Origin of the sequence: Acinetobacter sp. CIP 102136, from assembly GCF_000369685.1 — a bacterium.
Lineage (GTDB): Bacteria > Pseudomonadota > Gammaproteobacteria > Pseudomonadales > Moraxellaceae > Acinetobacter > Acinetobacter fasciculus.
Genome location: NZ_KB850140.1, coordinates 192286 through 217841, shown reverse-complemented (window position 1 = coordinate 217841; position 25556 = coordinate 192286). Strand labels below are relative to the sequence as shown.

Below are 25556 nucleotides of genomic sequence, written 5' to 3'. Positions count from 1 at the left end.
CTGGACAACAAAAAGCAATTATTTATTTGCTTCTGCATAAGCAGCAATTGAGTCCAGTACTTCTTGTTTCGCAACATCAGCACCTTCCCAACCACTTAACTTAACCCATTTTCCTGGCTCTAAATCTTTGTAGTGCTGAAAGAAATGTTCGATCTGGCTGATCAACAATGGAGGAAGATCAGTATATTCCTGAACATCTTTGTAGATTGGGGTCAGTTTGTCATGTGGAACTGCAACCAGTTTCGCATCAACACCACCGTCATCTTCCATGTTCAATTTACCGACAGGACGACAACGAATGACTGAACCTGGCTCTACTGGATGAGGTGTTACAACCAGTACGTCTAATGGGTCACCATCAAGCGATAGTGTGTTTGGTACATAACCGTAGTTTGCTGGGTAGAACATTGCTGTACCCATGAAACGGTCTACAAATAACGCATCAGAATCTTTATCGATTTCGTATTTGATTGGTGCTGCATTTGCAGGAATTTCGATGATCACATAGATATCGTTTGGCGCATCTTTACCCGCTGGGATATTGCTGTAGCTCATAGCATCACTCTTTAACAAGTTATATCTTTTAAAAAACCGCGACAATTATAACGGTTTTTAAAGATTTTTTTGGATTTTAAAATATCGAACTGTAAATATGTCCGCAGACCTGATGACTTAAACCAACTTGATGATCAGCAGCAATAAAGCTACCGGACATAACATCGAGAGCAACCATACGATAGAGCGTAAAGTCGCCCAGTTGGCCAAATAGCAGATTCCGTACAACACACGAAAAACCAGATAAGCTACACCAAAAGTCATCACTACACTTTGCGGCACCACCATATATTCCGCCATTAGAATAGCAGCAATAAAGAGTGGCAAACTTTCAAAGCTATTCTGCTGGGCAGCATTCGCGCGACTGGCCAAGCCTGAAGACTTTTCTAAAAATGCCCGTGGGTTCTGATTGTCTTTGCTGCTGAAGCCTGCTGATTTTTTTGCAATCAATGTAAACACATAAGGCAAAAGACAAGCGGCCAAAATGAGATAAATAATCCCACTAATGCTGTGCATCTGTTTTTTCTCATGAAAATTTTATCTCTATCATAGCATGGCATTTCGTGAATAAATTTTGTTAAATAGAGTGCTTTTTATTACTTGTTAAGGATTCACTATGGTCGCGCCTGATCAAAATGAAATGTTCGATGTCCTCGAGAAACAACGCCAGCATCAACGTCAAGTGGATCGCGTATTAAAAATTGTCCTACCGATTGTGGCATTTCTGATGGCTGTCATTTGTGCCAATATGAATATCTGGTCACCAATCTTCACCTTTGCCATTTTATGGATTGCCTTTTATTTCGTCGGTATCAAGCGTATGCCTCTCTGGCACTGGCTGGTCGCGATTCTGGTGTATTGCTTGGTCGATAACATTCTAAGTTATGGCAGCTTTAATCAAACCGGATTTACTCGCCAGTTTGGCACCATGTTTATCTTCTTGGGAGTAGTTGGTGTAGGTCGTCCTTATTTTGATCGCTGGTTAATGAAAAAATAAAAAGTCCAAATCAAAAAAAGCGCCTGACGGCGCTTTTTTTTTCTTATAGGTATTAGGCTGTTTTACGTAAATCTTTACGCAGGATTTTACCTACGTTTGATTTTGGCAATTCATCCATAAACTCGACATAACGTGGACGTTTATAACCGGTCAGGTTTTCTTTAGCGAATGCTAAAACTTCTTCTGTGGTTAAAGACGGATCTTTTTTCACGACAAACAGTTTTGGCACTTCACCCGATTTTTCATCTGGCACACCAATCGCAGCCACTTCCAGTACTTTTGGATGAGTTGCTACAACTTCTTCAATTTCAGATGGATAGACGTTAAAACCAGACACTAAAATCATGTCTTTCTTACGGTCTACAATTTTCACATAACCACGTGAATCCATGACACCGATATCACCGGTACGGAAGAAGCCATTCACCATGACTTTTTCAGTTTCATCCGGACGGTTCCAATAGCCTTTCATGACCTGAGGACCACGGATTGAAATTTCACCTTGCTCACCCAGTGGAACTTCATTGCCTTCATCATCCAGAATAGCCACTTCAGTCAATGGTAATGGAATACCAATAGTGCCACTGAATTCTTCAGACGCAGGTGGGTTTGCTGTTGCCACCGGAGAAGTTTCAGACAAACCATAGCCTTCAACGATATTGGTTCCGGTAACTTTCTTCCATGCTGCTGCAGTAGAAGGAAGTACGGCCATACCGCCGCCCATCGCCATTTTCAGTTTACTATGATCAAGTTGCTTAAACTCTTCATTGTTTACCAGCGCATTGAACAGTGTATTCACTGCCGGGAAGAAAGTCGGTTGATATTTACGTAGTTCTTTCATCACCGCAGGTAAATCACGCGGGTTTGGAATCAGAACGTTCGCCTGACCTTTGTACATACCGTAAAGTGCGCATACCATGAATGCAAAGATATGATAAAGCGGCAAGGCACAGAAAATACGGTCATCTGGCTGACCATCTTGCGCACCAAATTTACTCTGGAAAATACCGTCACACTGCAGCATGTTCGCAACCAAATTACGATGTGTCAGTTCAGCGCCTTTAGATACACCCGTCGTACCCCCTGTGTACTGAAGAACTGCTGTATCGCTCAGGGTCAATTCAGGGCGTTTATAGTTACTTGGATTAACTTTAGATAACGCCGCATTAAATCTCACATGGCCTGGAATATCCCAAGCTGGAATTTGCTTGCGTACAGAACGCAATACAAAGTTCACCAGTGTGCCTTTCAAGGCACCCAGCATGTCACCGACAGAAGCGACCACGACATGTTTCACTGGTGTTTTACCAATAATCGCTTGATAAACAGAAGCAAAGTTCTCAATAATTACCAGTACTTCAGCGCCTGAGTCATTCAATTGATGCTCAAGTTCACGCGATGTGTAGAGTGGATTCACGTTGACCAATACCAAACCTGCGCGGAACACCCCAAGTGCCACGACTGGATACTGAAGAACGTTTGGCATCATCACTGCCACACGTGAACCTTTTGCCAACCCCAAGCTTTGTAGATAAGTTGCAAACTTGCGGCTCGCCTCTTCCAATTCATTGAAAGTCATTGCCTTATCCATAAAGATAAAGGCATCACGCGAGCCGAATTTTTGGAAATTACGCTCAAAAATATCTACTAGAGAAGTATTTTCTGCTGGTAATTCTACTGTTTCTGGAATCCCTGTTTTTTGGTATTCAGCAAACCAAATTTTTTCCATAATGGCCATCTCTCCAATCATAATCCTTAGTATTTCAACTGTTTTTTTCAATATCACACGCCATTTTTAGACTTGTATATGTGCGATATTGCATCCATCTTGTTGAATCGTTGTTCATATATAACGTATTTCGCAGGATGGATGCTAGTCTTATCTTTGAATCAACAGTTTATTTGCTTTTTGATATCCGCGTGGTAAAAGCTGTCCTTTTGCACCGCGCTTACCGATATATTTGCGCAAATCATCCCCTTTTAATTTTAACTGCTGTTGTCCTGCAAGCACTTGAATTATTTCATCAAGCTTCAATATTGTCATGGACAAAATTTGTTCATCACCTTCAAGTTGTATCAATTTATTTCCTTTACCTTTGTTCAGTACAGGTAATTCTGCTAAATCGACAATCAACAGGCGTCCTGCTGAACTGAGCAGTGCAACATGTGTGGCATCTTCGAGTGGCTGCAGGTTCATGACCTCTGCCCCTTCAGATAAATTCAGGAAAGCTTTCCCGGCTTTGGCACTGGTATCCAGCTGCTTGGCCTGGGTTTTAAAGCCATAGCCTTTGTTGCTTGCTGCTAGAATTTCAGTTTCATCCTCTGCCACCAGAACCTGTTTAAAACCTACCCCGCTGCCTGGAGACAGTTTTGAACTGAGTGGTTCGCCGAGACCACGCGCAGATGGCAGCGTGTTGATGGCCAAGGCATAGCTACGCCCAGTGTCATCTAATACATAAACGCGTTGATTGGATTTGCCCTGTGCATGACTCAAGTATTGATCACCAGCACGGAAATTCAGATTTTCTGCATCGACTTCATGACCTTTGGCACAGCGAATCCAGCCAGCTTCTGATAACACCACCGTTACCGGATCGGCCGGCAACATTTCAGTTTCATTAATTGCAGCAGCTTCGGCACGCTGTACGATTGGCGAACGGCGATCATCGCCAAATTTCTTGGCATCGTCTTTCAGCTCAGAAATGATCAAGCTTTTTAAAGATTCCGGATTGGCCAGTTGTTCACGAATCACTGCCGCTTTCGCTTCCAGTTCTTCCTGCTCACGGCGCATTTCCATTTCTTCAAGCTTGGCTAAATGACGCAATTTCAGTTCCAGAATCGCTTCAGCCTGAATTTCGTCAATATTAAAACGCTGCATCAGTACCGGCTTTGGCTGATCTTCCTCACGGATAATCTGAATCACTTCATCAATATTCAGATAGGCAATGATCAGACCGCCGAGAATATGTAGGCGTTTTTCGATCTTGTTCAGATGATATTGCAGACGGCGTGTTACCGTGATTTTACGGATTTCAATCCATTCCAGTAAAATACGACGAATCGATTTCACCTGTGGACGGCCATCGGCACCAATCATGTTCATATTGACACGATAACTGGATTCCAGATCGGTGGTGGCAAACAAGTGACTCATCACCGATTCGGCATCAATACGATTCGAACGCAGGACAATCACTAAACGGGTTGGATTGGCATGATCCGATTCATCCCGTACATCGCTGACCAATGGCAGTTTTTTGGCCTGCATCTGATCGGCAATCTGGGTGATGATTTTGGAACCTGACACCTGATACGGTAGTTCCGTGATAATAATTTCGTTTTTATCGACGCTATAGACCGCACGCATGCGATAACTGCCACGACCTGTGGTCTGAATTTTTAACAGCTCAGCAGGCGGAGTGATAATTTCAGCTTTGGTCGGCAAATCTGGCGCAGGAATATATTCTGCGATTTTTTCATCGGTCAGGTTCGGATTACGAATCAGCGCAATCGTACCTTTGACCACTTCACGCAGGTTATGCGGTGGAATGTCTGTGGCCATACCGACAGCAATACCAGTGGTGCCATTCAGCAAGATGTTCGGTACACGTGCCGGCAAGTTCACCGGTTCTTTCATCGAACCGTCAAAGTTGTCCTGCCATTCACAGGTGCCCTGTCCCAGTTCAGACAGTAATAGTTCACTGTACTGGGAAAGCTTGGCTTCGGTATAACGCATCGCTGCGAAAGACTTTGGATCATCTGGTGAACCCCAGTTGCCCTGCCCTTCAATAAACGGGTAACGATAACTAAAGGGCTGTGCCATCAGCACCATGGCTTCATAACAGGCCGAGTCACCATGCGGATGGTATTTACCCAGTACGTCACCGACTGTACGTGCCGATTTCTTTGGTTTGCTGGTCCATTTCAGGCCCAGCTCACTCATGGCATAGACAATCCGGCGCTGTACCGGTTTCAGGCCATCGCTAATATGAGGGAGTGCCCGATCCATAATCACGTACATGGCGTAATTCAGATAAGCTTGTTCGGTAAATTCTGCTACGGAGCGGTTTTCTGTCGCATGATGCGCAAGGCTTGTCATAACAACCTATAGTCCTAAATAATTCGTTTTTGTATCAATGTTTCTTATGCTAAGTCGTGGCTGTAGATGACACAAGGGCATCAAATCGTTCAGCGCGACAATTTGTGTCTTATGGCCTAAAAATATCCACTTTATAGGCCCTAAGCAACTAAAAAATCATTCCCTTTATAAGCCCATCGATTCGAGGGTCTTGCCTTTGGTTTCTTCACCCAAGACCAGAATCACAATCGCGACAGCGACCAGAACTGCCGTAAACATGGTAAAGACATAGCTAAAGCCATTCGGCATACCCATCAGATGGGTTACAGCAAAAGGTGCCGCGATACCGCCAATCCGGCCAACAGCCCCGGCCCAGCCTGAACCAAAGGCACGGATATTGGTCGGATATTGTTCCGGCGTATAAGTATAGAGTACGCCCCAGGCACCCAGATTAAAGAAGGACATCAGACAGCCCCAAATCACGATTTCAGTAACACTACCCGACTGACCAAAGAAATAGGCAGAAATCGCGCACATGCCAATAAAGCCGGCCAAAGTCGGCTTACGACCGAGTTTTTCGACCAGCCATGCCGCCACCAGATAACCGGGCAACTGCGCCAGAATCATAATCAGCACATATTCAAAAGACTGGACAATGCTATAGCCTTCTTTGACCAGTAAACTTGGCAACCAGGTAAAGATGCCATAATAGGAAAAGATAATACCGAACCAGATCAGCCAGAGCATAAGCGTACGGCGCGCAAAGATACCCGACCATAACTGGGAAAATGAAATATTCTGCTTCTCTGCGACCGGTTTCACTTCAAAAATTTCATAGACTTGAACGCCACATTGACGCTCAATCTTTTTCACCAGTGCCGAAGCTTCCTCTATACGGCCACGGTTAATCAGGAAAGGAATAGATTCCGGCACCATTTTCCAGATCACGATGGCATACAGCGCAGGCAGGCCACCAATCATGAAAGCGGTTTGCCAGCCAAAATCTGGAATGATAAAGCGCGATACTAGCGCCGCGACCAGCCAGCCCAGCCCCCAAAAACTTTCCAGCAAGACAATAAAACGGCCACGTACATGCGCAGGAATATATTCACTGACCAGCGTTACGGCCACGGGTAGCTGACCACCCAAGCCCAAACCGACGATAAAACGGAATACCAGCAGCCAGGTCAGATCCGGTGCAAAAGCACAAGCTGCAGTGGCCAGGCTATAAATGACCAGGGTCGCAGCAAAGACTGTTTTACGGCCAAAACGGTCTGCCAGGCCACCTGAACAAATCGCCCCGATCGCCATGCCGACAAAACCGATCGACACCACCCAGCTTTTTTGATCGGCAGTCATCTGCCAGTCTTCAGCCATTTTTGCCAGGATAAAGGAAATCAATCCGGTATCCATCGCATCAAACATCCAGCCCAGTCCAATCACCACCAGCAAGGTGTAGTGAAACCTACCAATCGGTAAGCGTTGTATGCGAGAAACTAAATCCATAACAAAAATCTCTGATCAGGTGGAACGGGAGATGCTGCTTTCTCAACAGGTGGGCTGCTTTATATTTTTTATACTACGAATTGAGCTGAATGCGGCTATTTTTATTGCCGCACTTTATACATTTAAAAATTAAGATTCGTCTTTGGAAGATGCCGAGTGCTCATCATCATCTTTATAAATGAATTTTGGCATTTCCAGACCAAAATAGATGGCGATCAGACGTAAGCTAAAACCAAAAATCAGGGTAGACAAAATGGTCAGATCCTGCGACAAGCCGTAGTGGCTACAGAGCCAGTAAAAGATCACTGAAACAAAGGCAATACTGGCATACAGTTCACGGCGGAACACCAGCGGCACGTCATTACATAAAATGTCACGCAAAATCCCGCCAGACACTCCGGTCAAAACACCCGCGACGGCGCTGACCACAAAACCATGTCCCATTTCCAGGGCAATCTGGCAGCCAATAATGGTAAAGCCAATGAGCCCCAAGGCATCCAGTACCAGGAAGACATTACGTAACTGTCGCATCCATTTGGCAATCAGGATCGTCACGAAGGCTGCGCAACAGGTCAGCACCAGATATTCGGGATGTTTGACCCAGGTCAAGGGATAATGTCCGAGCAGAACATCGCGGACCGAACCGCCACCCAGTGCAGTAACACAGGCAATAATCATCACGCCAAACCAGTCCATGCTGCGCCGGCCAGCGGACAGTGCCCCGGTCATGGCTTCAGCGGTAATTGCAATAATATAGATGACGGTCAGTAACATCGCCCTGCTTCCACCTGAGGCTTTGAGATGGCGGCTATTCTAAGCTAAATCTGTGTGAAAGTTATAAGAATCCGGCACAACATTGCTTAAATTTTTTACCTGAACCACAAATACAGGGCTGTTTCATGCCGAGGGTCTGATCCGTGGTCGGATCCAGGAAATACCAGCGACCTTCCAGCTTCACAAAATGTGAAACTTCATGATGTATCTGTGCCTGCTTACCATCATGATAATGAGCCTTGAACTCAACCAATGCATGATTTTTATCTAATTTTTCATCGGCTTGAACTATCTCAAGCTTTAACCACTGATTGGCTTTACTCCAATCACTAATCGCTTGCAGGTCCAGCGCCTGTTGCTGACCCAGCGCAGTCGTGGTTTTGATGTAATCGATTTCATGCTTCGCGAAGGCACTATAACGGGAACGCATGAGTTGCTGCGCAGTCTCTGCGACCCGTTGTCCTGCATGTAAGGGCTGACAACAGCTGTGATATTCGCCTTGTCCACATGGACATGCTTCTGACATTTCAGTTCCATAAAAATAGCCCGACAATGCGGGCTATTTTAGCAAACTTTACAGGCCAAATATTGGCTAGAGTCTAGTCCTGTGCAGGAAGCTGCGGAATGATATGCACTTTATCGATCTTATGGCCGTCCATGGTAACCACTTCAAAGATATGTCCATCTGCTTCAAATTTTTCACCACTATGCGGTAAACGTGCCATATGGAATAGCACATAGCCGGACAGGGTAGAATATTCTTCAGTTTCATTGACCAGATCACGATCAAGCAATAAGGAAACATGACGGATGTCGGTGGAACCATCCAGAATCAGGCTGCCATCTTCCAGACTTTCTGCAGCAGCTTGCAGCTCATCTTCATCCGGAAATTCACCGGCAATTGCTTCAAGGATATCAATTGGCGTGACAATCCCTTCAATCGAACCATATTCATTCAGGACAATCGCCATTTGCAATGGAGCCTGACGCAATTGCTCCATCACCATCAGGACCTGGGCATTTTCATGCACGATCACCGGTTCACGTAAGTGCTTTTCAAAATCCAGCACCCCGGTTTCAATGTATTCGTTCAGGACTTTATGAGTCAGTACCACCCCGGCAATATTATCGAGTTCACTACGCGCCACGATCAGACGTGAATGGCTCATTTGCAATAACTGTTCTTTGATAGTGTCGGGCTCATTGTCCAGATCAATCCATTCTAGTTCAGGACGTGGCGTCATCACCGACTTGACCGGACGTTCCGACAGACCCAGTACCCCCTGCACCATGACACTGTGATAAATACCGTTTTCATCATTAAAGACTTCATCAGCAAAGGCACGTGTCGCCAGAACATCTTCCGGCTCAGAAGAATCATTGTCCTGAGCAGGTTTGCCGCCGAGCATGCGCATCACTGCTGAAGCAGTACGGTAGCGCATGTCGGTGGTGGTCACCATTTTTTCCTGATTGCGTTTCATGGTCTGGTTAATAAATTCGACAATCACCGAGAAGCCAATTGCAGCATACAGGTAACCTTTCGGAATATGGAAACCGAAGCCTTCGACCACCAGCGAGAAGCCGATCATCATCAGGAAGCCCAGACACAGAATCACCACGGTCGGATGTCTGTTGACGAAATCCATCAGAGCTTTGGATGCCCAGAGCATAATCCCGATGGCAATAATCACGGCAATCATCATCACTGACAGGTCTTTGACCATACCAACCGCAGTAATCACGCTGTCTAATGAGAATACGGCGTCCAGCACTACGATCTGGACAATCACCATCCAGAATACCGCATGGACCGGATTTTCTTCTTTGATGACGGGTTTGGCTTCCAGACGCTCATGCAGTTCCATGGTGCCTTTAAACAGCAGGAACACCCCACCAAACAATAGAATCAGATCGCGGCCCGAGAAAGCATGATCAAAGATGTGGAATAGTGGATCAGTGAGGGTCACTACCCAGGCAATCGAGGCTAGTAAGATCAAACGCATCAGCAGGGCCAGCATCAAGCCGACAATCCGCGCCGTATTACGTTGTTCTGGTGGCAGTTTCTCCGCCAAAATAGCAATGAAAACCAGATTGTCGATCCCGAGTACAATCTCAAGAACAATCAACGTGAGTAAACCGACCCAGGCTGAAGGGTCTGACATCCATTCAAAGATCATACGCTTGGCTCCTGAAGCTCAGGACTGCAGCATGGAATCACCTGACGCTGTGACACAGTAAAACAGAATTTTTTATATTGAATAAGATCAATTATTTGGCGTAGATTTATAAAGTTAAACGGCCAACTACCACTACCCATCGTCGTTCTATTGTTGTGAAACCAATTTTCAGTATATCAAGATCAATTTGAAATTCACCTGTTTTCATAGCTGTTTATCGATGAATTTTGCTGAGCCCTATTGCAGTGAAAATGTCCCTGCTCACAGAATTGTCATATTTGTTAATTAAGCTATAGTCACAAGAAAGAAAAATGATAAGGTGAAGAAAATAAATGCAAAGCGTAATTCAAATGACAGATTATTTTAAAGAAAACTCCCCAAAAACAACACGCCCTCTAGTGGCTCTCTATTGTGGTTCACGTGCAGGCAACAAACCAGTTTATTTAGAAAAAGCCATTCATCTCTCGCAAGGACTGGCAGAACATGGTTTCGGGCTGGTTTACGGTGGCGCCAGTATTGGCTTGATGGGACAGGTCGCGGATGCCATGATCCAGCATGGCGGTGAAGCTGTAGGGGTGATTCCTGAATTTATGCTGGATTATGAAATTGCCCATAACCAGCTCACCGAATTACATGTGGTGACCAGCATGCATCAACGCAAGGCTATGATGGCCGAGCGGGCCTGTGCCTTTGTGGCATTACCGGGTGGACTGGGCACGTTTGAGGAAATTCTGGAAATTGCCACTTGGGGTCAGCTAAACCAGCACCAAAAACCGATGATGCTCTATAACGTGAATGGCTTCTATGATGCCTTGATTGCGCAGCTGGACCGCGCCGTTGAAGATGGTTTTTTACCGCCACAGCATCGTGCCAAACTGATCATTTGTGAACACGAAGAAGAAATTTATACGACTTTAACCAATTTAGGCCATCCGCAAAGATTTGTAGTCTAAGCTTCTCAAGCAATAAAAAAGCGAGCACCTGGCTCGCTTTTTTATTGGATTTTTAATATCAGGTCTTATTGACCATAATTCGTCACAAACTCATAAAACATCGGCAAAGTCGTTGCCAGAATGACCGACATAGCCAGACCGAACATCAGTTTCATGGCATCTGCACTGACATTGCGTGACGTACGATGTTTATTGACTTCATCCAGAATCATCGACATGGCAAATTCACGACCTGCAAGTAATCCCAGGAATACCCAAGTGGTACTCATTGGAATATTGCTCCACTCTTTGAAGATCAACAGGATAATGGCATACAGGAAGTCGATAATCGTCGCAGCACGAATGTCGGTCACACCGGTTTTGGTATCGACAATTTTCTGGATGGCCCCACCACGTTGATACAGAATCACGCCCAGCAACACTACGAATACCGTAATCGCAAACATCAGGAATTCAAACGGTACCTGACGCGGCACATACACGAAGATGTTGGCCAGATCCTGAATCAGCCATTGGCTCCACAGGAAACCGGTAGATACCCACTGCAAGCCCATCCAGACCTTGGAGTGTTCCTGATGACGTGTCTTGGCAAAATGGCGTGCCAGCTGCTTGACCACAAAACGATAGATGACAATCGCCACCACAAAGGCCACCGCATAGCCCATCATCGATTTGACCATCATCGAGCCTAAGCTGGCGGGAGAGAAAATCGTAAGCACCAGGAAAGTGGTACTGACTGGAATCCCGTATTTGGTCAGCATCAATAGCAGAATTGGCGGCACAATGTACAGCCAGGTAATGCCACCTTCAGGGAAAGGAATCGTTTCTAAACGACCGTATGAGGCATCACCCACCCCAGATGCATACCAACCATAGACCAATACGACAATTAAAATTGAGCTGATATAAATCCACAATACCCACCATGGGCGATGTGAATTCGAAGAAATAAATGTCCCTAAGGTTTGAGGTACATCATTTCCGACAATAGAGTAAGCGGCCAAACAGAAGCCGATCACCATCAAAATCTCGATTGTCATAAAAACAAACCTATACGCGAGGAGATTTCAGCAGTGCTGAAAAGTTGGCCCAAGATTATGACGGTTTTATTTCATTTTAATGACAAGACTGTCATATATATGGTCACCTTACAAAAAAGAGCACCGAAGTGCCCTGAATTTAAAAGCTTTTGACTACTTGAGATTTACTTGATAAATCGTGGTACTGCCACTGACTTCATGGCCGACCACCAGGAGGGGTTTCTTATTCGGGGAGTCTTTGGCGGGGATAAATACCAAACCTTCCGGTCCTAAATCACCGGCTTGTCCCATTTCAATCTGCGCTGTAGTCGCTTTAAAATCACGTGAATTAATATATTGCACGAAGACTGGTGATGCAGGTGTAGACACATCATAGACCATGATGCCACCGACACGCTCCAGCCCAATAAAGGCAAAGGTTTTTTGGCCAATCTGCCCCAAGGTCACCCCTTCAGGTTCCGGCCCTTTATTGTCACTGCGATTATCCAGTCCGGCTTCTTCATGATTAAAGTTGAAAATTTCAGGATGATGTTTGGCAATATACTGCTCAAATTGATCGCCCGAATCCCATACCAAATCCAAACCGGTCTGCTGATCATTTTCCACCCAGATACTGACCGAGCGGGTACCAAAGCTATATAAATGATCATAGACCAGATTGTCCCGTTCATTCAGTTTGGCTGTACCATCGGCATTTTTTTGATAGCCTTCGGTCCAACTAATATTTAACCGACCAAGCAGATGATCTTCACGGCAGTCTTTGGCATCCCCTGCAATAGCACCGCAGTAGGCAAAGTTAGCCGGATTGAGTTCTGCACCTTTGGCCAATACCCGAAGATGGGCTGGTAAATCATCACCCAAACGGCGGTCAAAACCTTTGGCATGGACCAAGTGTTTCACCCGCCATTCTTCTACAAAGCCCTGGCTGGTATCGTTATTGAAATATGCAGGATTGTTTTCACCCCAGGCACGGGCATCGCCTTCATTGGCAGACACAATATAGGTTTTGCCCGCGACCTCGAAACTTGCAATCGCATCTGGCATATATAAGCCACGTACATTGGCCCAAGTTTGAATATTGATTTTGCCTTTACCGTCGACACCATCCGCATCGCTGACATCCATGCCATGACCCTTCATGCCATGATCTTTGAAGCCAAATGGATAAACAGCGAGTACCTTGGCAGAAGCCACATCAATTTTGGCCAAGGCATTGTTTTCTTGTAAGGCAACCCAGGCGGTTTTTCCATCTTTTGAAACAGTAATGTACTCAGGTTCAAAATCCTGAGCTGCGCTGGCCTTTGGTCCGAAAATGCGGATGCCCTGTTCACGCAATGCTGCTTCCCGTCCATTCAAGGCCTTAAAGTCTGCTGTACGAACGATCGGGGCTTTTAAATTGGCCAGACTAATGACAGACACTGAACCTTCAGGGTCAACCTGATAATCATCAGAAGGCTCGCCTTCATTGGCCACCAACAAGCTTTGACCATCTGGTGTGAAAGTCAGCATGTCCGGCAAGGCGCCCACCTGTGCGTGGGCCAGCTTGCTCAGGTCTTTGGCCTGATATAAGGCCACATAGCCAGGATCGGTTTTCACAGCAGCCTGAATCGTAATGGCGACAATGCCATTATGTACCGCGACACTGTTGACCTCAGCCTCTGGCGCAATGTCATCGACCGTGATAGATGTTATTTTTTTCGGCTGATCAGGTCGACTTAAATCCAGTACATCCAATACGCCTTCTTTGGCATTGACCACGAATAGGCGTTGACTCTCGGCATCAAAGGCCGGAATTTCTGCTGCACTTTGCGCAAACATACCCGATTCATAAGCAGCTAATTTGCTTAACTCGATCGAGTTCGGTGTAGCCTCGACGATTGGAACCGGTGTTTCATTTTCATTCTCACTTCCACATGCCACCATCCCCACAGCCAGCATGGCCACTATCAATGACTTTAATTTTAATTTCATTTTTTGTTGATCTATCATGAAGAATTCGTGACCAATTTATAACCAGAGCATTGCAGTGCCATGACAGATCGGTTGCAGTTACTTGACACAACACTGCTATAAAAGTTGACACGCTTTATATACGACAGACTCGACTGATTCCTTTAAACTATTCAAAATTTTCAGTTTTCCAGAATTATGAATGCCACGCCTACGCATCAAGCCTTAGATCCCGAGTTCAGACTGCTGGTCTTGTTGGTCTCGATTGGCTTTTTCATGCAGGGGCTGGATACCACCATTATTAATACCGCCCTACCTGCAATTGCCCAAAATTTGCAGGAAGATCCGCTACGCATGCATAGTGTGGTTGTGGCTTATGTGCTGTCTGTGGCGGCCTGCATTCCCTTAAGTGGCTGGCTGGCAGACCGGTTCGGGGTCAGAAATACCTATTTTGCTGCAATTATTATTTTCTCTTTGGCCTCTTTGGGCTGTGCCTGGTCAAGTAGCCTGAATGAATTATTGGTGTACCGGATCTTTCAAGGGATAGGTGGTGCATTATTGCTGCCGGTAGGCCGGCTGGCCATGCTAAAGATCATTCCCCGTACCCAGTTTCTGGCCGCTATGAGCCTGATGAGTCTGGCCGGCCTGATTGGTCCTTTAATTGGGCCGACCCTAGGTGGCTGGATGGTCGAATATCTGTCCTGGCATTGGATTTTCCTGATCAATTTGCCGATTGGCTTGCTGGGCGCACTGATTACCTTTAAGGCCATGCCGAATGTACTTGAACCTACAGTCGCTCGCTTTGATTATTGGGGCTTTATCTTGCTGGTCGTGGCCATGGTGGGCCTCTGTCTGGGAATTGAAAATTTTGCCAGTCCACAAAACTCGCTGTGGTGGAGCCTGAGCCTGATTCTAGCCGGTTTATTGGCCACCCTGGTTTATGCCTATCATTCGCATACGCATAGCAATGCCCTGTTTCGCAGCCGGCTGTTTAAAAATAAAATTTATGCGATTGGTATTTTGGGTAATTTCTTTGCCCGTCTCGGCGGTAACTCGATTCCGTTTTTACTGCCGCTGATGTTGCAGGTGGCTTTCGGTTTCGAACCTTTTATTACCGGTTTATTGATGATTCCGACTGTGCTTGGTTCGCTGGCTTCCAAACCGATTATCCGCAACATCATTCAGCGTTTTGGCTACCGTCGGGTCTTGCTGGTCAATACCTTACTGGTAGGTCTATGTATTGCCAGTTTTGCCCTGACCACGGCGGAAACCCCAATCTGGCTCCGTGCGATTCATTTCTTTATCTTCGGCATTTTAAATTCACTGCAATTCGTGTCGATGAATACCCTGACCTTAAAGGACTTAAGCCAGCAGGATGCCAGTAGCGGCAACAGTTTCCTGTCGATGATCATGATGCTGTCAATGAGTATCGGGGTGGCACTGGCAGGAACACTGGTGAACATGCTGAGTGCCTATTACGGCGCTGACAATCTGGTGGCTGCTTTTCATGTATCACTGATCTGTTTAGGCTGCATCAATATTATTGCGGCCTATATTTTTTGGCATATTCCTAAAAATACCCCGGTTTGATGCGCTATATTCACTTTGGGCTGATTGTAAGTTTTAGGCTAAATCACATATAGGCAAGGACTGAAAATGCAAAAAAATCAGGCTCCGAACAGAGTTCATAAATCGCTCTTGATTGGGCTGGGCATACTGATCACTGTGATCACGATCGCCATGGTCTATCTCTGCCTGATGAAAGCACCGTCTGCCCATGCAGCCGATTATCCTATTCAGGGTTTTGATGTATCGCATCATCAAAAAGAGATTCAGTGGCAGCAGATTTCGCCTGAAAAATACCGTTTTGTTTATCTGAAAGCCACTGAAGGCGGCGACTTTAAAGATACCCGTTTTCAGGAAAATTGGTTGAAAGCACGTGAACGCGGCTTTTTGGTCGGTGCCTATCATTTTTACCGGCTCTGCCGCGATGGCAGCATTCAAGCCCAGAATTTTATTGACTCCGTACCCAATAAACCGGATGCCTTACCGCCAGTAATTGATCTGGAATATGACAGCAAATGCATCAATACCTATTCTAAAGAGCAGCTTTTAAACGAAATTCAGGTGATGCACGATGCCCTGAAAAAGCATTATGGCAAGCAGCCGATTTTCTATATTTCTAAAGCTTTTTATAATATTGTACTGGCAGGACACTTTCCTAACGTACCACTCTGGGTACGTGAATACAAAGGTCTGCCTGATTTAAAAGATCAGCCTAACTGGACGTTTTGGCAACATACCAGTCAGGGGAAAATTCCCGGTATTACCACACCGGTAGACCTGAATGTTTTTTATGGCTCAGAACAGCAATGGCTGGATTTTCTCAAAAAGAATGCGATTGTAGTACCTTCATCTGAGAATAAAGTGAAATAAAGCTGATCGCCTGAAAACAAGTTCTTTATAAAAACAACAAGGAAATAAAAAGATTGAAATGGATAAAAGGCATTTTACTCGGTCTGGTGATTCTACTCCTACTCATCGCGGGTATGCTGGCTTATCTGTTGCAAGCTTCGGGCAAGGTTAGTGACTTTAAAGCGTGGCAGCCGCAAACCGGTATATCCGTTCACGGGCTTACAGTCAATTTTTTTGGTGTGTCCACCCTGTTACTCGATGATGGCCACGATCAGATCCTGATTGATGGTTTCTTTAGCCGGCCATCTTTGTGGCAAGTAATTACTCGACCTATTCAAAGTGACAAGCTACTCCTTGAACAACTGGTACAACGCCATGAATTGAGCCGGACCAAAGCCATTCTGGTCAGTCACTCGCATTATGATCATGTTCTGGATGTCCCGGCCTTACTGGAGATGCTTCCCGAAACCGTTATCGTCGGTTCGCCGAGCACCCTGAATATCGCCCGGGCAAATCCCAAAGTTACTCCACAGCAATTACAGCCGATTAAGCCTGGGCAAGTACAGCAATGGGGACATTTCCAGATCACGGCAATTCCCTCACAACATACCCCGCCCACAGCGATAAATAATGATTTAGGCGAAGAGCTGCTGCAGCCTTTAACTCTTCCGGCTAAATTTTCCGAATTTAAGGAAGGTGGCAGTTTCGATTACCTGATTGAACATGCAGGACATAAAATTCTGGTCAAGGCCAGTACCGGATTTATTCCAAAGCAATTGCAGCATCTGAAAGTCGATACCCTGTTTTTAGGCATTGCTCAGCTCTCCAGACAATCCAGTGACTATCAGCAACAATATCTGGCTGAAACCCTGAACCTGCTCAAGCCCAAAGTGGTGATTCCAGTGCATTGGGATGATTTTTTTCAGCCTTTAAAGCAGCCACTGCAATTTTTACCCCGTCTGGCCGATGACACCCCAAAAAGTTTGCAACTTCTGATTCAGACTGCCGAGACACAAGGGACCAAAGTCATTCTGCTCAGCGAACCGCAGCCCTATTTACTCAACGCAGCCGTCGCTTCCCAATCCGATTAAAGCCCCTTAAGATAGCGGACATGCGCAAAATTATTCATATCGATATGGATGCGTTTTATGCCTCGGTAGAGCTGCGTGAACGTCCAGAACTGAAAGACTCACCTGTGGTGATAGCCTCGCATCATCCTCGGGCGGTGGTCGCGGCTGCCTCCTATCCGGCCCGGGTTTATGGCCTGCGTTCTGCCATGTCCATGGGGCAGGCGCGCAAACTGTGTCCTCAGGTCATCGTGATTGAGCCGGATTTTGCCAAATACCGGCAGGTATCGGCCCAGATTCATCAGATCTTCCAGCAATATACTTCCCTGATCGAGCCACTGTCTCTGGATGAAGCCTTTCTGGATGTCACGGAGAATTTACAGCAGATTCCCAGTGCCACCGAAGTCGCCATACGGATTCGCGAGGATATTTTTCAAGCCACCGGATTAACCGCTTCTGCTGGAGTAGCCCCCAACAAGTTTCTCGCTAAAATTGCTTCGGACTGGCACAAACCGAATGGCATCTGTGTGATTAAGCCATCACAAGTTCAGGGATTTATCCAGAATCTGCCCCTGAAAAAAATTCCCGGTGTGGGTAAAGTCACCCAGGAAAAACTAAAAAGCCTGAATCTAGAAACTTTAGGCGATTTACAGCAAATTGATGAAGCCTTACTGATTCAGCATTTTGGCAAATATGGCCGGCGGCTGTTTTTGTACGCTCAAGGCATTGATGAACGACCGGTCGAAGTAGAACGGGAACGCCAGCAAATTTCCAAAGAAACCACTTTTGATGATGACCTGCATCTAAACCAATGTCGCCCCTATTGGGAACCTTTACTTGGACAAGTATGGCAAAGCCTACAAAAGAAACAGCTTTCGGCTCGCGGCGTTACGGTCAAATTAAAACTCAAGAATTTTCAAGTGATGCAACACAGTAAAAGTTTTAAACAGGTGCTGCGTAGTCCACAGGAATTAGCCCAAGCCTTGGACTTACTGCTCGACGACTTGCATATTGCCCCGCAGATGCAATTCCGGCTGATCGGCGTCGGCGTGTATCAGCTCAGCGTCCCCGAAACTGAAACCCAGTTATTGCTACTCTAAACCTTTTTTGATCATGTTTTAGGCATCAGTTTAAAAATACGGCAACTTTGTTTTTACATTTTGATTTTTTAGAGTACTCTATCTGCGCAATGCATTATCCATGTATGTGCCGAGATGCTGAAAATCACCTTTACTTTCAGCATGATGTCCTGTGATTAGCGTGACGATCAAATCCGAATATTGCAGGGCAACTCTGATGTAACTCATGGAATCCCCTCCTGCATGTCTTCTGTAAATTCTTCTGTTGTTCAAGAACAACGCGCACGTAAAGCTGCGCTGTCTAGTTTTGTTGGTGCTGTTGTCGATTGGTATGATTTTCTCCTTTATGGCATTGTTGCAGCCTTAATTTTTAAAGATCAGTTTTTCCCCAGTATTGGCGAGAACATGGGTACCCTTGCGGCACTAGCCACCTTTGGGGTCGGCTTCCTGTTTCGTCCTTTAGGCGGTGTGGTATTTGGTCACTTTGGTGACAAGCTCGGCCGCAAAAAAATGCTGGTACTCACGGTAATCCTGATGGGAATTTCCACGGTCGGGATTGGTCTACTGCCAAATTTCGAGGCAATTGGCTGGTGGGCTCCGGTGCTGTTGGTGTTTTGTCGAGCCTTGCAAGGCTTTGCTGTCGGTGGTGAATGGGGCGGCGCAGCTCTGATGGCAGTTGAAAATGCACCCAAGGGTAAAAAAGCCTTTTATAGCAGTGGCGTTCAGGTCGGCTATGGTGTTGGCTTGGTATTGGCCACCGGTGCAGTGTCGATTATTATTGCGACACTGGGTGAAGAAGCCTTTGCCGAGTGGGCATGGCGTATTCCCTTTCTGGCCAGCATCGTACTGTTAGCTGTGGCGATGTGGATTCGCCGTGATCAGGATGAATCTCAGGAATTTGTAGAAAAGGTGGTCAAAGCAGACCATCATCCAGAAAAGCTGCCAATCTTGCAAGCCATCAGCAAACATCCAAAAGCTTTCTTCTATATCATTGCCTTACGTCTGACTGAATTGCTGACCATGTATCTGGTCACCAACTTTGCCCTGAACTATTCCACCAGCAACCTAGGCATGGACAAACAGTTCTTCCTGAATATCACGCTGATGGTCGGGGTAATTAGCTGTTTCAGTATTCCATTTTTTGCTTGGCTGGCGGATAAATTCAATCATCAGAAAATGTGTGTCTGGGGCGGTTTGATTGGTGCGCTTTCAGCCTTTCCATTTTTTATGGCGCTCGATGCACAAAACACCTGGATGATCATTGTCGGGGCAATTTTACTGGCGAACGTCGCACACGATATGGTGGTCAGTGTCCATCAACCGATTTTCACCTCCCTGTTTGGCACAGAATACCGCTACAGCGGTGCCGGAGTTGGCTATCAGGTGGCGAGCATCATTGGGGGTGGTTTTACCCCATTTATTGCAGCGGCACTGGTGATTTGGGCGGATGGTTCATGGCATTATGTAGCCATCTATCTGGCGGTGGGTTGTCTGCTGACTGCACTGGTCGCAGCCCTGATGCCCAAAACTCAGGATGAACAACATGACAGTTGAACGTTTACACGTATCGAAACGCTTTTCGGAAATTGCTATTGCCGGTAATCTGGTGCATCTTGCCGGCCAGCTGGCCACAGATGTTGAACTGGATATTAAAGGGCAAACCCAACAGACTTTAGATATTATTGACCAGTTTCTGGCAGATGCCGGCACAGACAAAAGTCACATCATGTCGGTAACCATCTATTTGAAAGACATTGAAAAAGATTATGCAGCCTTCAATGAAGTCTGGGATGCCTGGGTCGCTGATATCGAAGCGCTGCCTCGTACCTGTGTAGAAGCAAAACTCTATGATCCACGGGTATTGGTCGAACTGACTGTCGTGGCGGTTAAACCAGAATAATGTTTCAAGATCAATACTCATAAAAAAAGCATGCTTCTGGCATGCTTTTTTGTTTTAGCCCACAGCTTTGATTTTACTGCGCTCTAAATCCGAATATAAATAATATTTTTTCAGATCATTGCTAACTGTATATTTGGGCATTTTCTGCATTTGCGCTTGCTCCTGCAGGAAGTCCTGGCGCAACTGATAATATTCCGGCACATCATCGTAACGGATCACCCGATAACCGGCCATGGTCAGTAATGCATCCTGAAAACCCGTCTGCTGAGGACGCTTTAAGATTAAGGGATCATCTACTCCCACCACAGCTAGAATCTGGTGCTGCTGATCCAGAATGACAAAATCTGCAGTCAGGTTGCGGTACTTATGTCGAGTCCGGTTAAATTTAGTCGTCATTAAGGCATCATAGGAAACATGTGCCAGAATAATGTATTCAGGTAAGACTTCTCTCAGGCGAGTGAAGGTCAATTGTTCATTCAGGTTAAAAATAGCACGTTGCTTTAACGCACTGTCTTGTAGTTTGGAATTATTTCCGAGCTTTTTCCATGCCATGAGCACGACACAGAAGAGCAGGAAACTCCCAATCATAATATAGGTGGTCATGCCTAAATCCTTGCATTCTTATAATCATTTTTGTTTTATTGTTGTGCAGTATAAACCCACGCTTTATTTTAAATAGAGCTAACAACCAATCTGTTTAAATATCCATACAACTGGTATCAAAACTCGATTCTGTGTTACCTAAAGTGACATCTCTCTAGATGCCAATGAAAGTGGATTTAAAGTACTGATAATGCACTCTAAAACATCCATGGAATTGATCGCAATACATATCTGCCCAACTGTAGGACAATTCCGACAAAGTGTTATTTTTATATCACTTTTTTAAAGAACTTAATGCAAATAATATATTCTTTTACACTTTCAACGAACAAGCTCAGGCTACGTTACTTTACCCAAGAGCTAAAAAAAGACACCGAAGTGTCTTTTTATTAACTTAATTATGCACGTGATTTGGGCTTCGCTTTAGGCTTTGGCCCACCAAACGGTTTTTTGGCATCGCCTCTTTCACGCGGCGGCAAACCTGTGTGCTGGGTCAGAATTTGACCACGTTCAGGACGTTTTTTGGTATTTGAAGGACGGGACTGAGCTTGTGCAGCCTTGCTACGATTCCCTTGCTCACCGGTACGTTTTTGCGAATCACCGGCAACCGTCGAGTTCTTCTTACGCGCCGATTGATACTGACCGTCTGCACTGCCTACAGGCTGATAAGTCGGAATCAAATGCTGTTTCGAGTTACCAATCAAATCCTGACGACCCATTTCTTTCAGAGCTTCACGCAATAACGGCCAGTTGTTTGAATCATGGTAACGCAAGAAAGCTTTGTGCAGACGACGACGCTTCTCACCTTTCACAATGTCGACATTTTCAGTATAACGCGCCACTTTCGCCAGTGGGTTTTTACCGGTGTAGTACATGGTGGTTGCAGTCGCCATCGGTGAAGGATAGAAGGTCTGTACCTGATCGGCACGGAAACCATTCTTCTTCAACCAAATCGCCAGATTCATCATGTCGTAATCGGTGGTTCCCGGATGCGCCGCGATGAAGTAAGGAATTAAGTATTGTTCCTTACCCGCTTCTTTACTGTAACGATCAAACATTTGCTTGAAGCGGTCATAAGTCCCAATACCCGGCTTCATCATTTTATTTAGTGGGCCTTTTTCGGTATGTTCAGGCGCAATTTTTAAGTAACCACCCACATGATGGGTTACAAGTTCTTTGACATATTCAGGGTTTAAAACCGCCAGGTCATAACGTAGGCCTGAACCAATCAGAATCTTTTTAATGCCTGGTAAAGAGCGCGCTTTACGGTATAACTGCGTCAATGGCGCATGGTCGGTATGCAGGTTTTGGCACACGCCCGGGAATACACATGACGGTTTACGACAGTTCTTTTCAATCTCAGGATCTTTACAGGCCAAACGGTACATGTTGGCTGTTGGGCCACCCAAGTCCGAGATAATACCCGTGAAGCCCGGTGCGGTATCACGGATTTTTTCCACTTCACGCAGAATCGATTCTTCAGAACGGTTCTGAATAATACGACCTTCATGTTCCGTAATTGAACAGAAGGTACAACCACCGAAACAGCCACGCATGATATTCACAGAGAACTTGATCATGTCGAATGCCGGGAAACGTGCATTGCCATAAGCAGGATGCGGCAGACGTGCATAAGGCAGGTCAAACACATAGTCCATTTCTTCGGTAGTCAACGGAATTGGCGGTGCATTCAACCAGACATCACGTTCACCATGCTTTTGCACCATGGCACGCGCATTCCCCGGATTGGTTTCCAGATGCAGAATACGGTTGGCATGTGCATAGAGCACTGGATCAGCAGCAACTTCTTCAAAAGCAGGCAAACGGATTACGGCCAATTCGCGCGGCGGTAACTTATGTTTAATCGCTTTAGAGGCCGGTTGCAGTTGCACAATTTGCGTATCAGGATCTAAGTCATCCCCTGCTCGCACAATCGGATTGGCTACATGTTCTTTTTGAAAACCTTGGTACTGGCTAGAATCTTTCCCTTGTTCAATCTCACAACCGTCGATATCTTCAGTCATGACATAAGGGTTAATAATTGGATCGACACGGCCAATCGCATCCACATCATTCGATGCGATTTCCACAAATTTGGCTTTAGAGGCACGGTTGTGTTTATTCACAATGAACGCAGTACCGCGAACATCAGTAATCTCGTGAATTTTCTCGCCACGTGCCAGACGATGCATAATTTCAGTGATTGAGCGTTCGCCATTACCGTACATCAAAAGATCGGCTTTTGAATCCATCAAGACTGAACGACGGACTTTGTCTGACCAGTAATCATAGTGTGCAATACGACGTAACGATGCTTCAATACCGCCGAGCAATACCGGTACATCTGGATAAGCTTCACGAACACGCTGACAATACACGGTTGCCGCACGGTCTGGACGTTTGTTTGGCTGATTGTCTGGTGAATAGGCATCATCAGAACGGATTTTACGGTCAGCCGTATAACGGTTGATCATAGAATCCATATTCCCTGCTGTTACACCCCAGGCAATATTCGGTTTACCCAAAACGCGGAACGCATCCACGCTGGTCCAGTCTGGCTGTGCAATAATGCCGACACGGAAGCCTTGTGCTTCTAGCGTACGACCAATAATGCCTGAACAGAAAGACGGATGATCGATATAAGCATCACCACAAACTAAAATAAAATCACAGCTGTCCCAGCCGAGTTGATCCATTTCCTCGCGTGACATCGGCAAAAATGGCGCAGGGTCAAAACAAGACGCCCAATATTTGTCGTAATCAAACAACGCTTTTGGCGCAGTCTGCATGGTATAAGCAGTAGACATGGCTAGCAATTCTCGGCTGGCAGATGATAGGAGATCTAAAAATAAGATCAAAGATGAAAGCCGATTATTTTACCATGAATCGGCCCTAGCTTGCTTGATTATAATTTATACAAAATCAGAGACTAACTGAATCACGCTCTATTTGTCACTTGAATCTAAAGTTTAAATATTTCAAAAAAGAAATTGATTCTATTTATGAGGAGGAAAGCTTGGAAATAATCTCTAATTTGAACGGAGTTTTAAACTGAATGACAAACCCGTCAGTAATAACGCGGCAATAAACACAGTTAATCCTATCCAGCCATAATTTTCCCACACCAATCCGCTTGAGCTCCCCAACACACTTGAACCCAAGTAATAGCAAAATAAATACAGCGACGAACCGACTGCCCGATACTGTAACGACTGGATCGACACCCAGCTACTGGCGGTAGAATGGGCAGCGAAGAAAGAAAAAGTAAAAATCAGCAATCCGGTAAAAACAACAACCAACTGATTGATCAGCATCAGCGACAAGCCCACAAGCATCATCAGGATCATGGCTGCCAATATTCTAAATTTTCCGTAATGCCGCCCCCAATGTGCTGCTCGAGGGGAACTATAAATGCCGGCCAAATAAGTAATCGAAATCACACCAATCCAGACATGAGATAGCTCAAATGGCGCTTGGATCAAGCGATAACTCAGATAATTAAATACCGAGACAAAGCAGCCCATCAAGATAAAACCTTGCAGGAATAAAACCCGAAGTTTTGGATCAGCTAGATTCTGTCTAAATGAGTTTTTAAAACGATTCAGCTTGATTGGATAGGCTTTAAAATGTTGCGAAGCGGGTAAGAGGTAATAAAATAAGCCTGCAATACAGAGATTTAAAATACCAATCAACAAAGTAGCAGATTGCCAAGAGATAAAATCGACTAGCACCCCGGCAATTAAACGCCCTCCCATACCACCTATCGCTGTGCCAGAAATATATAAGCCCATGGCAAAACCGATATCTTTTTCTGCAATTTCTTCCCCGATATAAGTCATCGCGACCGCAGCGACACCACTGACTGTCAATCCAATCATTACTCGTGTGGTCAGAAACACGGACCAGATCGGCAATATTGCACTTAATAGTAATAATACTGAGACTGAAAATAGAGACCAGACCATAATCGGCTTACGACCAAATCGGTCCGAGATCAGCCCAGTAAAAATAAGACCAACTGCCAAGGCAATGGTAGAAAAAGATAAAGGGAAACTGCTTTGAGTCGGGCTGACCTGGAAATAATCAGCCAGAATCGGCATCATGGGCTGTACGCAATACAGTGATGAAAAAATGGCAAAGCCAGCAAGAAATAAGGAAAAAAGCACTGCTTTAAAAGCAGAAGAGCCATATTCAATATGGCTTGAAGATGAATTTGAGGACATATCCGCTCCATAGACCGGTTCAGTATACGCCTCTCAATTTTTTTTTATGTGATGTTTCAGTCGAAATAGCACATAAACAACTGTTATTTGACTAAAATTCCACGCACAAAAAAATCCCCCTCTGCCTTAGCGGAGGGGGATTTTGGAATAATGAGCTGGCGATGACTTACTCTCACATGGGTAACCCCACACTACCATCAGCGCTAAGAGGTTTCACTTCTGAGTTCGGGAAGGGATCA

At 45.5% G+C, this 25556-nt stretch carries 22 protein-coding genes; 8 read left to right on the top strand and 14 right to left on the bottom strand.

Annotated features, from left to right (window positions below; all coding sequences use genetic code 11):
- Nucleotides 1–18 precede the first annotated feature (18 nt).
- A complete protein-coding gene (gene ppa, locus F893_RS01215; protein ID WP_004281037.1) occupies nt 19–555 on the bottom strand; it encodes an inorganic diphosphatase in 537 nt (178 codons plus the stop codon).
- Nucleotides 556–672: 117 nt separating this feature from the next.
- Complete coding sequence (locus F893_RS01210) at nt 673–1071, bottom strand: MAPEG family protein (protein ID WP_005249654.1); 399 nt, start codon at nt 1069–1071, stop codon at nt 673–675.
- Between the two features lie 100 nt (nt 1072–1171).
- On the opposite strand from F893_RS01210, the gene F893_RS01205 reads away from it, so the two are divergent.
- A complete protein-coding gene (locus tag F893_RS01205) occupies nt 1172–1552 on the top strand; it encodes a hypothetical protein (protein WP_005108436.1) in 381 nt (126 codons plus the stop codon).
- A 52-nt stretch (nt 1553–1604) separates the two neighbouring features.
- On the opposite strand, the gene F893_RS01200 is transcribed toward F893_RS01205, so the two are convergent.
- From F893_RS01200 to F893_RS01175, 6 genes are all read right to left on the bottom strand, one after another.
- The gene (locus F893_RS01200; RefSeq protein ID WP_004644897.1) at nt 1605–3281 is read right to left on the bottom strand and encodes a long-chain-fatty-acid--CoA ligase; all 1677 of its coding nucleotides are present in this window, start codon (nt 3279–3281) and stop codon (nt 1605–1607) included.
- A 150-nt stretch (nt 3282–3431) separates the two neighbouring features.
- A complete protein-coding gene (parC, locus tag F893_RS01195) occupies nt 3432–5651 on the bottom strand; it encodes a DNA topoisomerase IV subunit A (RefSeq protein WP_005249653.1) in 2220 nt (739 codons plus the stop codon).
- A gap of 165 nt (nt 5652–5816) precedes the next feature.
- The gene (locus F893_RS01190) at nt 5817–7136 is read right to left on the bottom strand and encodes a niacin transporter NiaP (RefSeq protein WP_004644895.1); all 1320 of its coding nucleotides are present in this window, start codon (nt 7134–7136) and stop codon (nt 5817–5819) included.
- Nucleotides 7137–7265: 129 nt separating this feature from the next.
- Complete coding sequence (locus F893_RS01185; RefSeq protein ID WP_004644893.1) at nt 7266–7910, bottom strand: trimeric intracellular cation channel family protein; 645 nt, start codon at nt 7908–7910, stop codon at nt 7266–7268.
- A 61-nt stretch (nt 7911–7971) separates the two neighbouring features.
- A complete protein-coding gene (locus tag F893_RS01180; RefSeq protein WP_004644892.1) occupies nt 7972–8436 on the bottom strand; it encodes a YchJ family protein in 465 nt (154 codons plus the stop codon).
- 73 nt (nt 8437–8509) lie between these two features.
- On the bottom strand, nt 8510–10087 hold the full coding sequence (locus F893_RS01175; protein WP_005249650.1) for a TerC family protein: 1578 nt from the start codon (nt 10085–10087) through the stop codon (nt 8510–8512).
- A 332-nt stretch (nt 10088–10419) separates the two neighbouring features.
- Here F893_RS01175 and F893_RS01170 point away from each other — a divergent pair, with 332 nt between their 5' ends.
- On the top strand, nt 10420–11040 hold the full coding sequence (locus tag F893_RS01170; protein WP_004281026.1) for an LOG family protein: 621 nt from the start codon (nt 10420–10422) through the stop codon (nt 11038–11040).
- 65 nt (nt 11041–11105) lie between these two features.
- Here F893_RS01170 and F893_RS01165 read toward each other — a convergent pair whose 3' ends face one another.
- Together F893_RS01165 and F893_RS01160 are read right to left on the bottom strand one after the other, a co-directional pair.
- Nucleotides 11106–12080, bottom strand: coding sequence for a hypothetical protein (locus F893_RS01165; RefSeq protein ID WP_005249649.1), 975 nt, complete (start codon nt 12078–12080; stop codon nt 11106–11108).
- Nucleotides 12081–12233: 153 nt separating this feature from the next.
- Entirely contained in the window at nt 12234–14051 is a 1818-nt protein-coding gene (locus F893_RS01160; RefSeq protein WP_034435765.1) for a choice-of-anchor I family protein, read from the bottom strand.
- A gap of 177 nt (nt 14052–14228) precedes the next feature.
- Here F893_RS01160 and mdtD point away from each other — a divergent pair, with 177 nt between their 5' ends.
- From mdtD to dinB, 4 genes are all read left to right on the top strand, one after another.
- Nucleotides 14229–15620: a multidrug transporter subunit MdtD gene (mdtD, locus tag F893_RS01155; RefSeq protein WP_005249647.1), complete on the top strand. Its 1392-nt coding sequence runs from the start codon at nt 14229–14231 to the stop codon at nt 15618–15620.
- A gap of 66 nt (nt 15621–15686) precedes the next feature.
- Nucleotides 15687–16466 carry a glycoside hydrolase family 25 protein gene (locus F893_RS01150; protein ID WP_005249646.1) on the top strand — a complete coding sequence of 260 codons (780 nt, stop codon included), beginning with the start codon at nt 15687–15689 and terminating at the stop codon, nt 16464–16466.
- A 53-nt stretch (nt 16467–16519) separates the two neighbouring features.
- Nucleotides 16520–17536: an MBL fold metallo-hydrolase gene (locus F893_RS01145; RefSeq protein ID WP_005249644.1), complete on the top strand. Its 1017-nt coding sequence runs from the start codon at nt 16520–16522 to the stop codon at nt 17534–17536.
- A gap of 20 nt (nt 17537–17556) precedes the next feature.
- Nucleotides 17557–18612, top strand: coding sequence for a DNA polymerase IV (gene dinB / locus F893_RS01140; RefSeq protein WP_005249643.1), 1056 nt, complete (start codon nt 17557–17559; stop codon nt 18610–18612).
- 78 nt (nt 18613–18690) lie between these two features.
- Here dinB and F893_RS18370 read toward each other — a convergent pair whose 3' ends face one another.
- A complete protein-coding gene (locus F893_RS18370) occupies nt 18691–18819 on the bottom strand; it encodes a hypothetical protein (RefSeq protein ID WP_004644884.1) in 129 nt (42 codons plus the stop codon).
- A gap of 15 nt (nt 18820–18834) precedes the next feature.
- Between F893_RS18370 and shiA the strand changes: the two genes are divergently transcribed.
- Nucleotides 18835–20145, top strand: coding sequence for a shikimate transporter (gene shiA / locus F893_RS01135; protein WP_005249638.1), 1311 nt, complete (start codon nt 18835–18837; stop codon nt 20143–20145).
- Nucleotides 20135–20491 (top strand): RidA family protein, encoded by a 357-nt coding sequence (locus F893_RS01130; protein WP_005101539.1) that lies wholly within the window; start codon nt 20135–20137, stop codon nt 20489–20491. The genes shiA and F893_RS01130 overlap by 11 nt, the downstream gene beginning before the upstream one ends.
- A 54-nt stretch (nt 20492–20545) precedes the next feature.
- Here the strand turns inward: F893_RS01130 and F893_RS01125 are convergent, their stop codons facing one another.
- The 3 genes from F893_RS01125 to F893_RS01115 all read right to left on the bottom strand — a co-directional run bounded on the left by F893_RS01125 (nt 20546) and on the right by F893_RS01115 (nt 25317).
- Nucleotides 20546–21094 (bottom strand): DUF2726 domain-containing protein, encoded by a 549-nt coding sequence (locus tag F893_RS01125; RefSeq protein WP_005249636.1) that lies wholly within the window; start codon nt 21092–21094, stop codon nt 20546–20548.
- Between the two features lie 398 nt (nt 21095–21492).
- Nucleotides 21493–23901 carry a YgiQ family radical SAM protein gene (locus tag F893_RS01120; RefSeq protein WP_005249634.1) on the bottom strand — a complete coding sequence of 803 codons (2409 nt, stop codon included), beginning with the start codon at nt 23899–23901 and terminating at the stop codon, nt 21493–21495.
- 222 nt (nt 23902–24123) lie between these two features.
- Nucleotides 24124–25317 (bottom strand): MFS transporter, encoded by a 1194-nt coding sequence (locus F893_RS01115; protein ID WP_004644878.1) that lies wholly within the window; start codon nt 25315–25317, stop codon nt 24124–24126.
- Nucleotides 25318–25556: the final 239 nt, after the last annotated feature.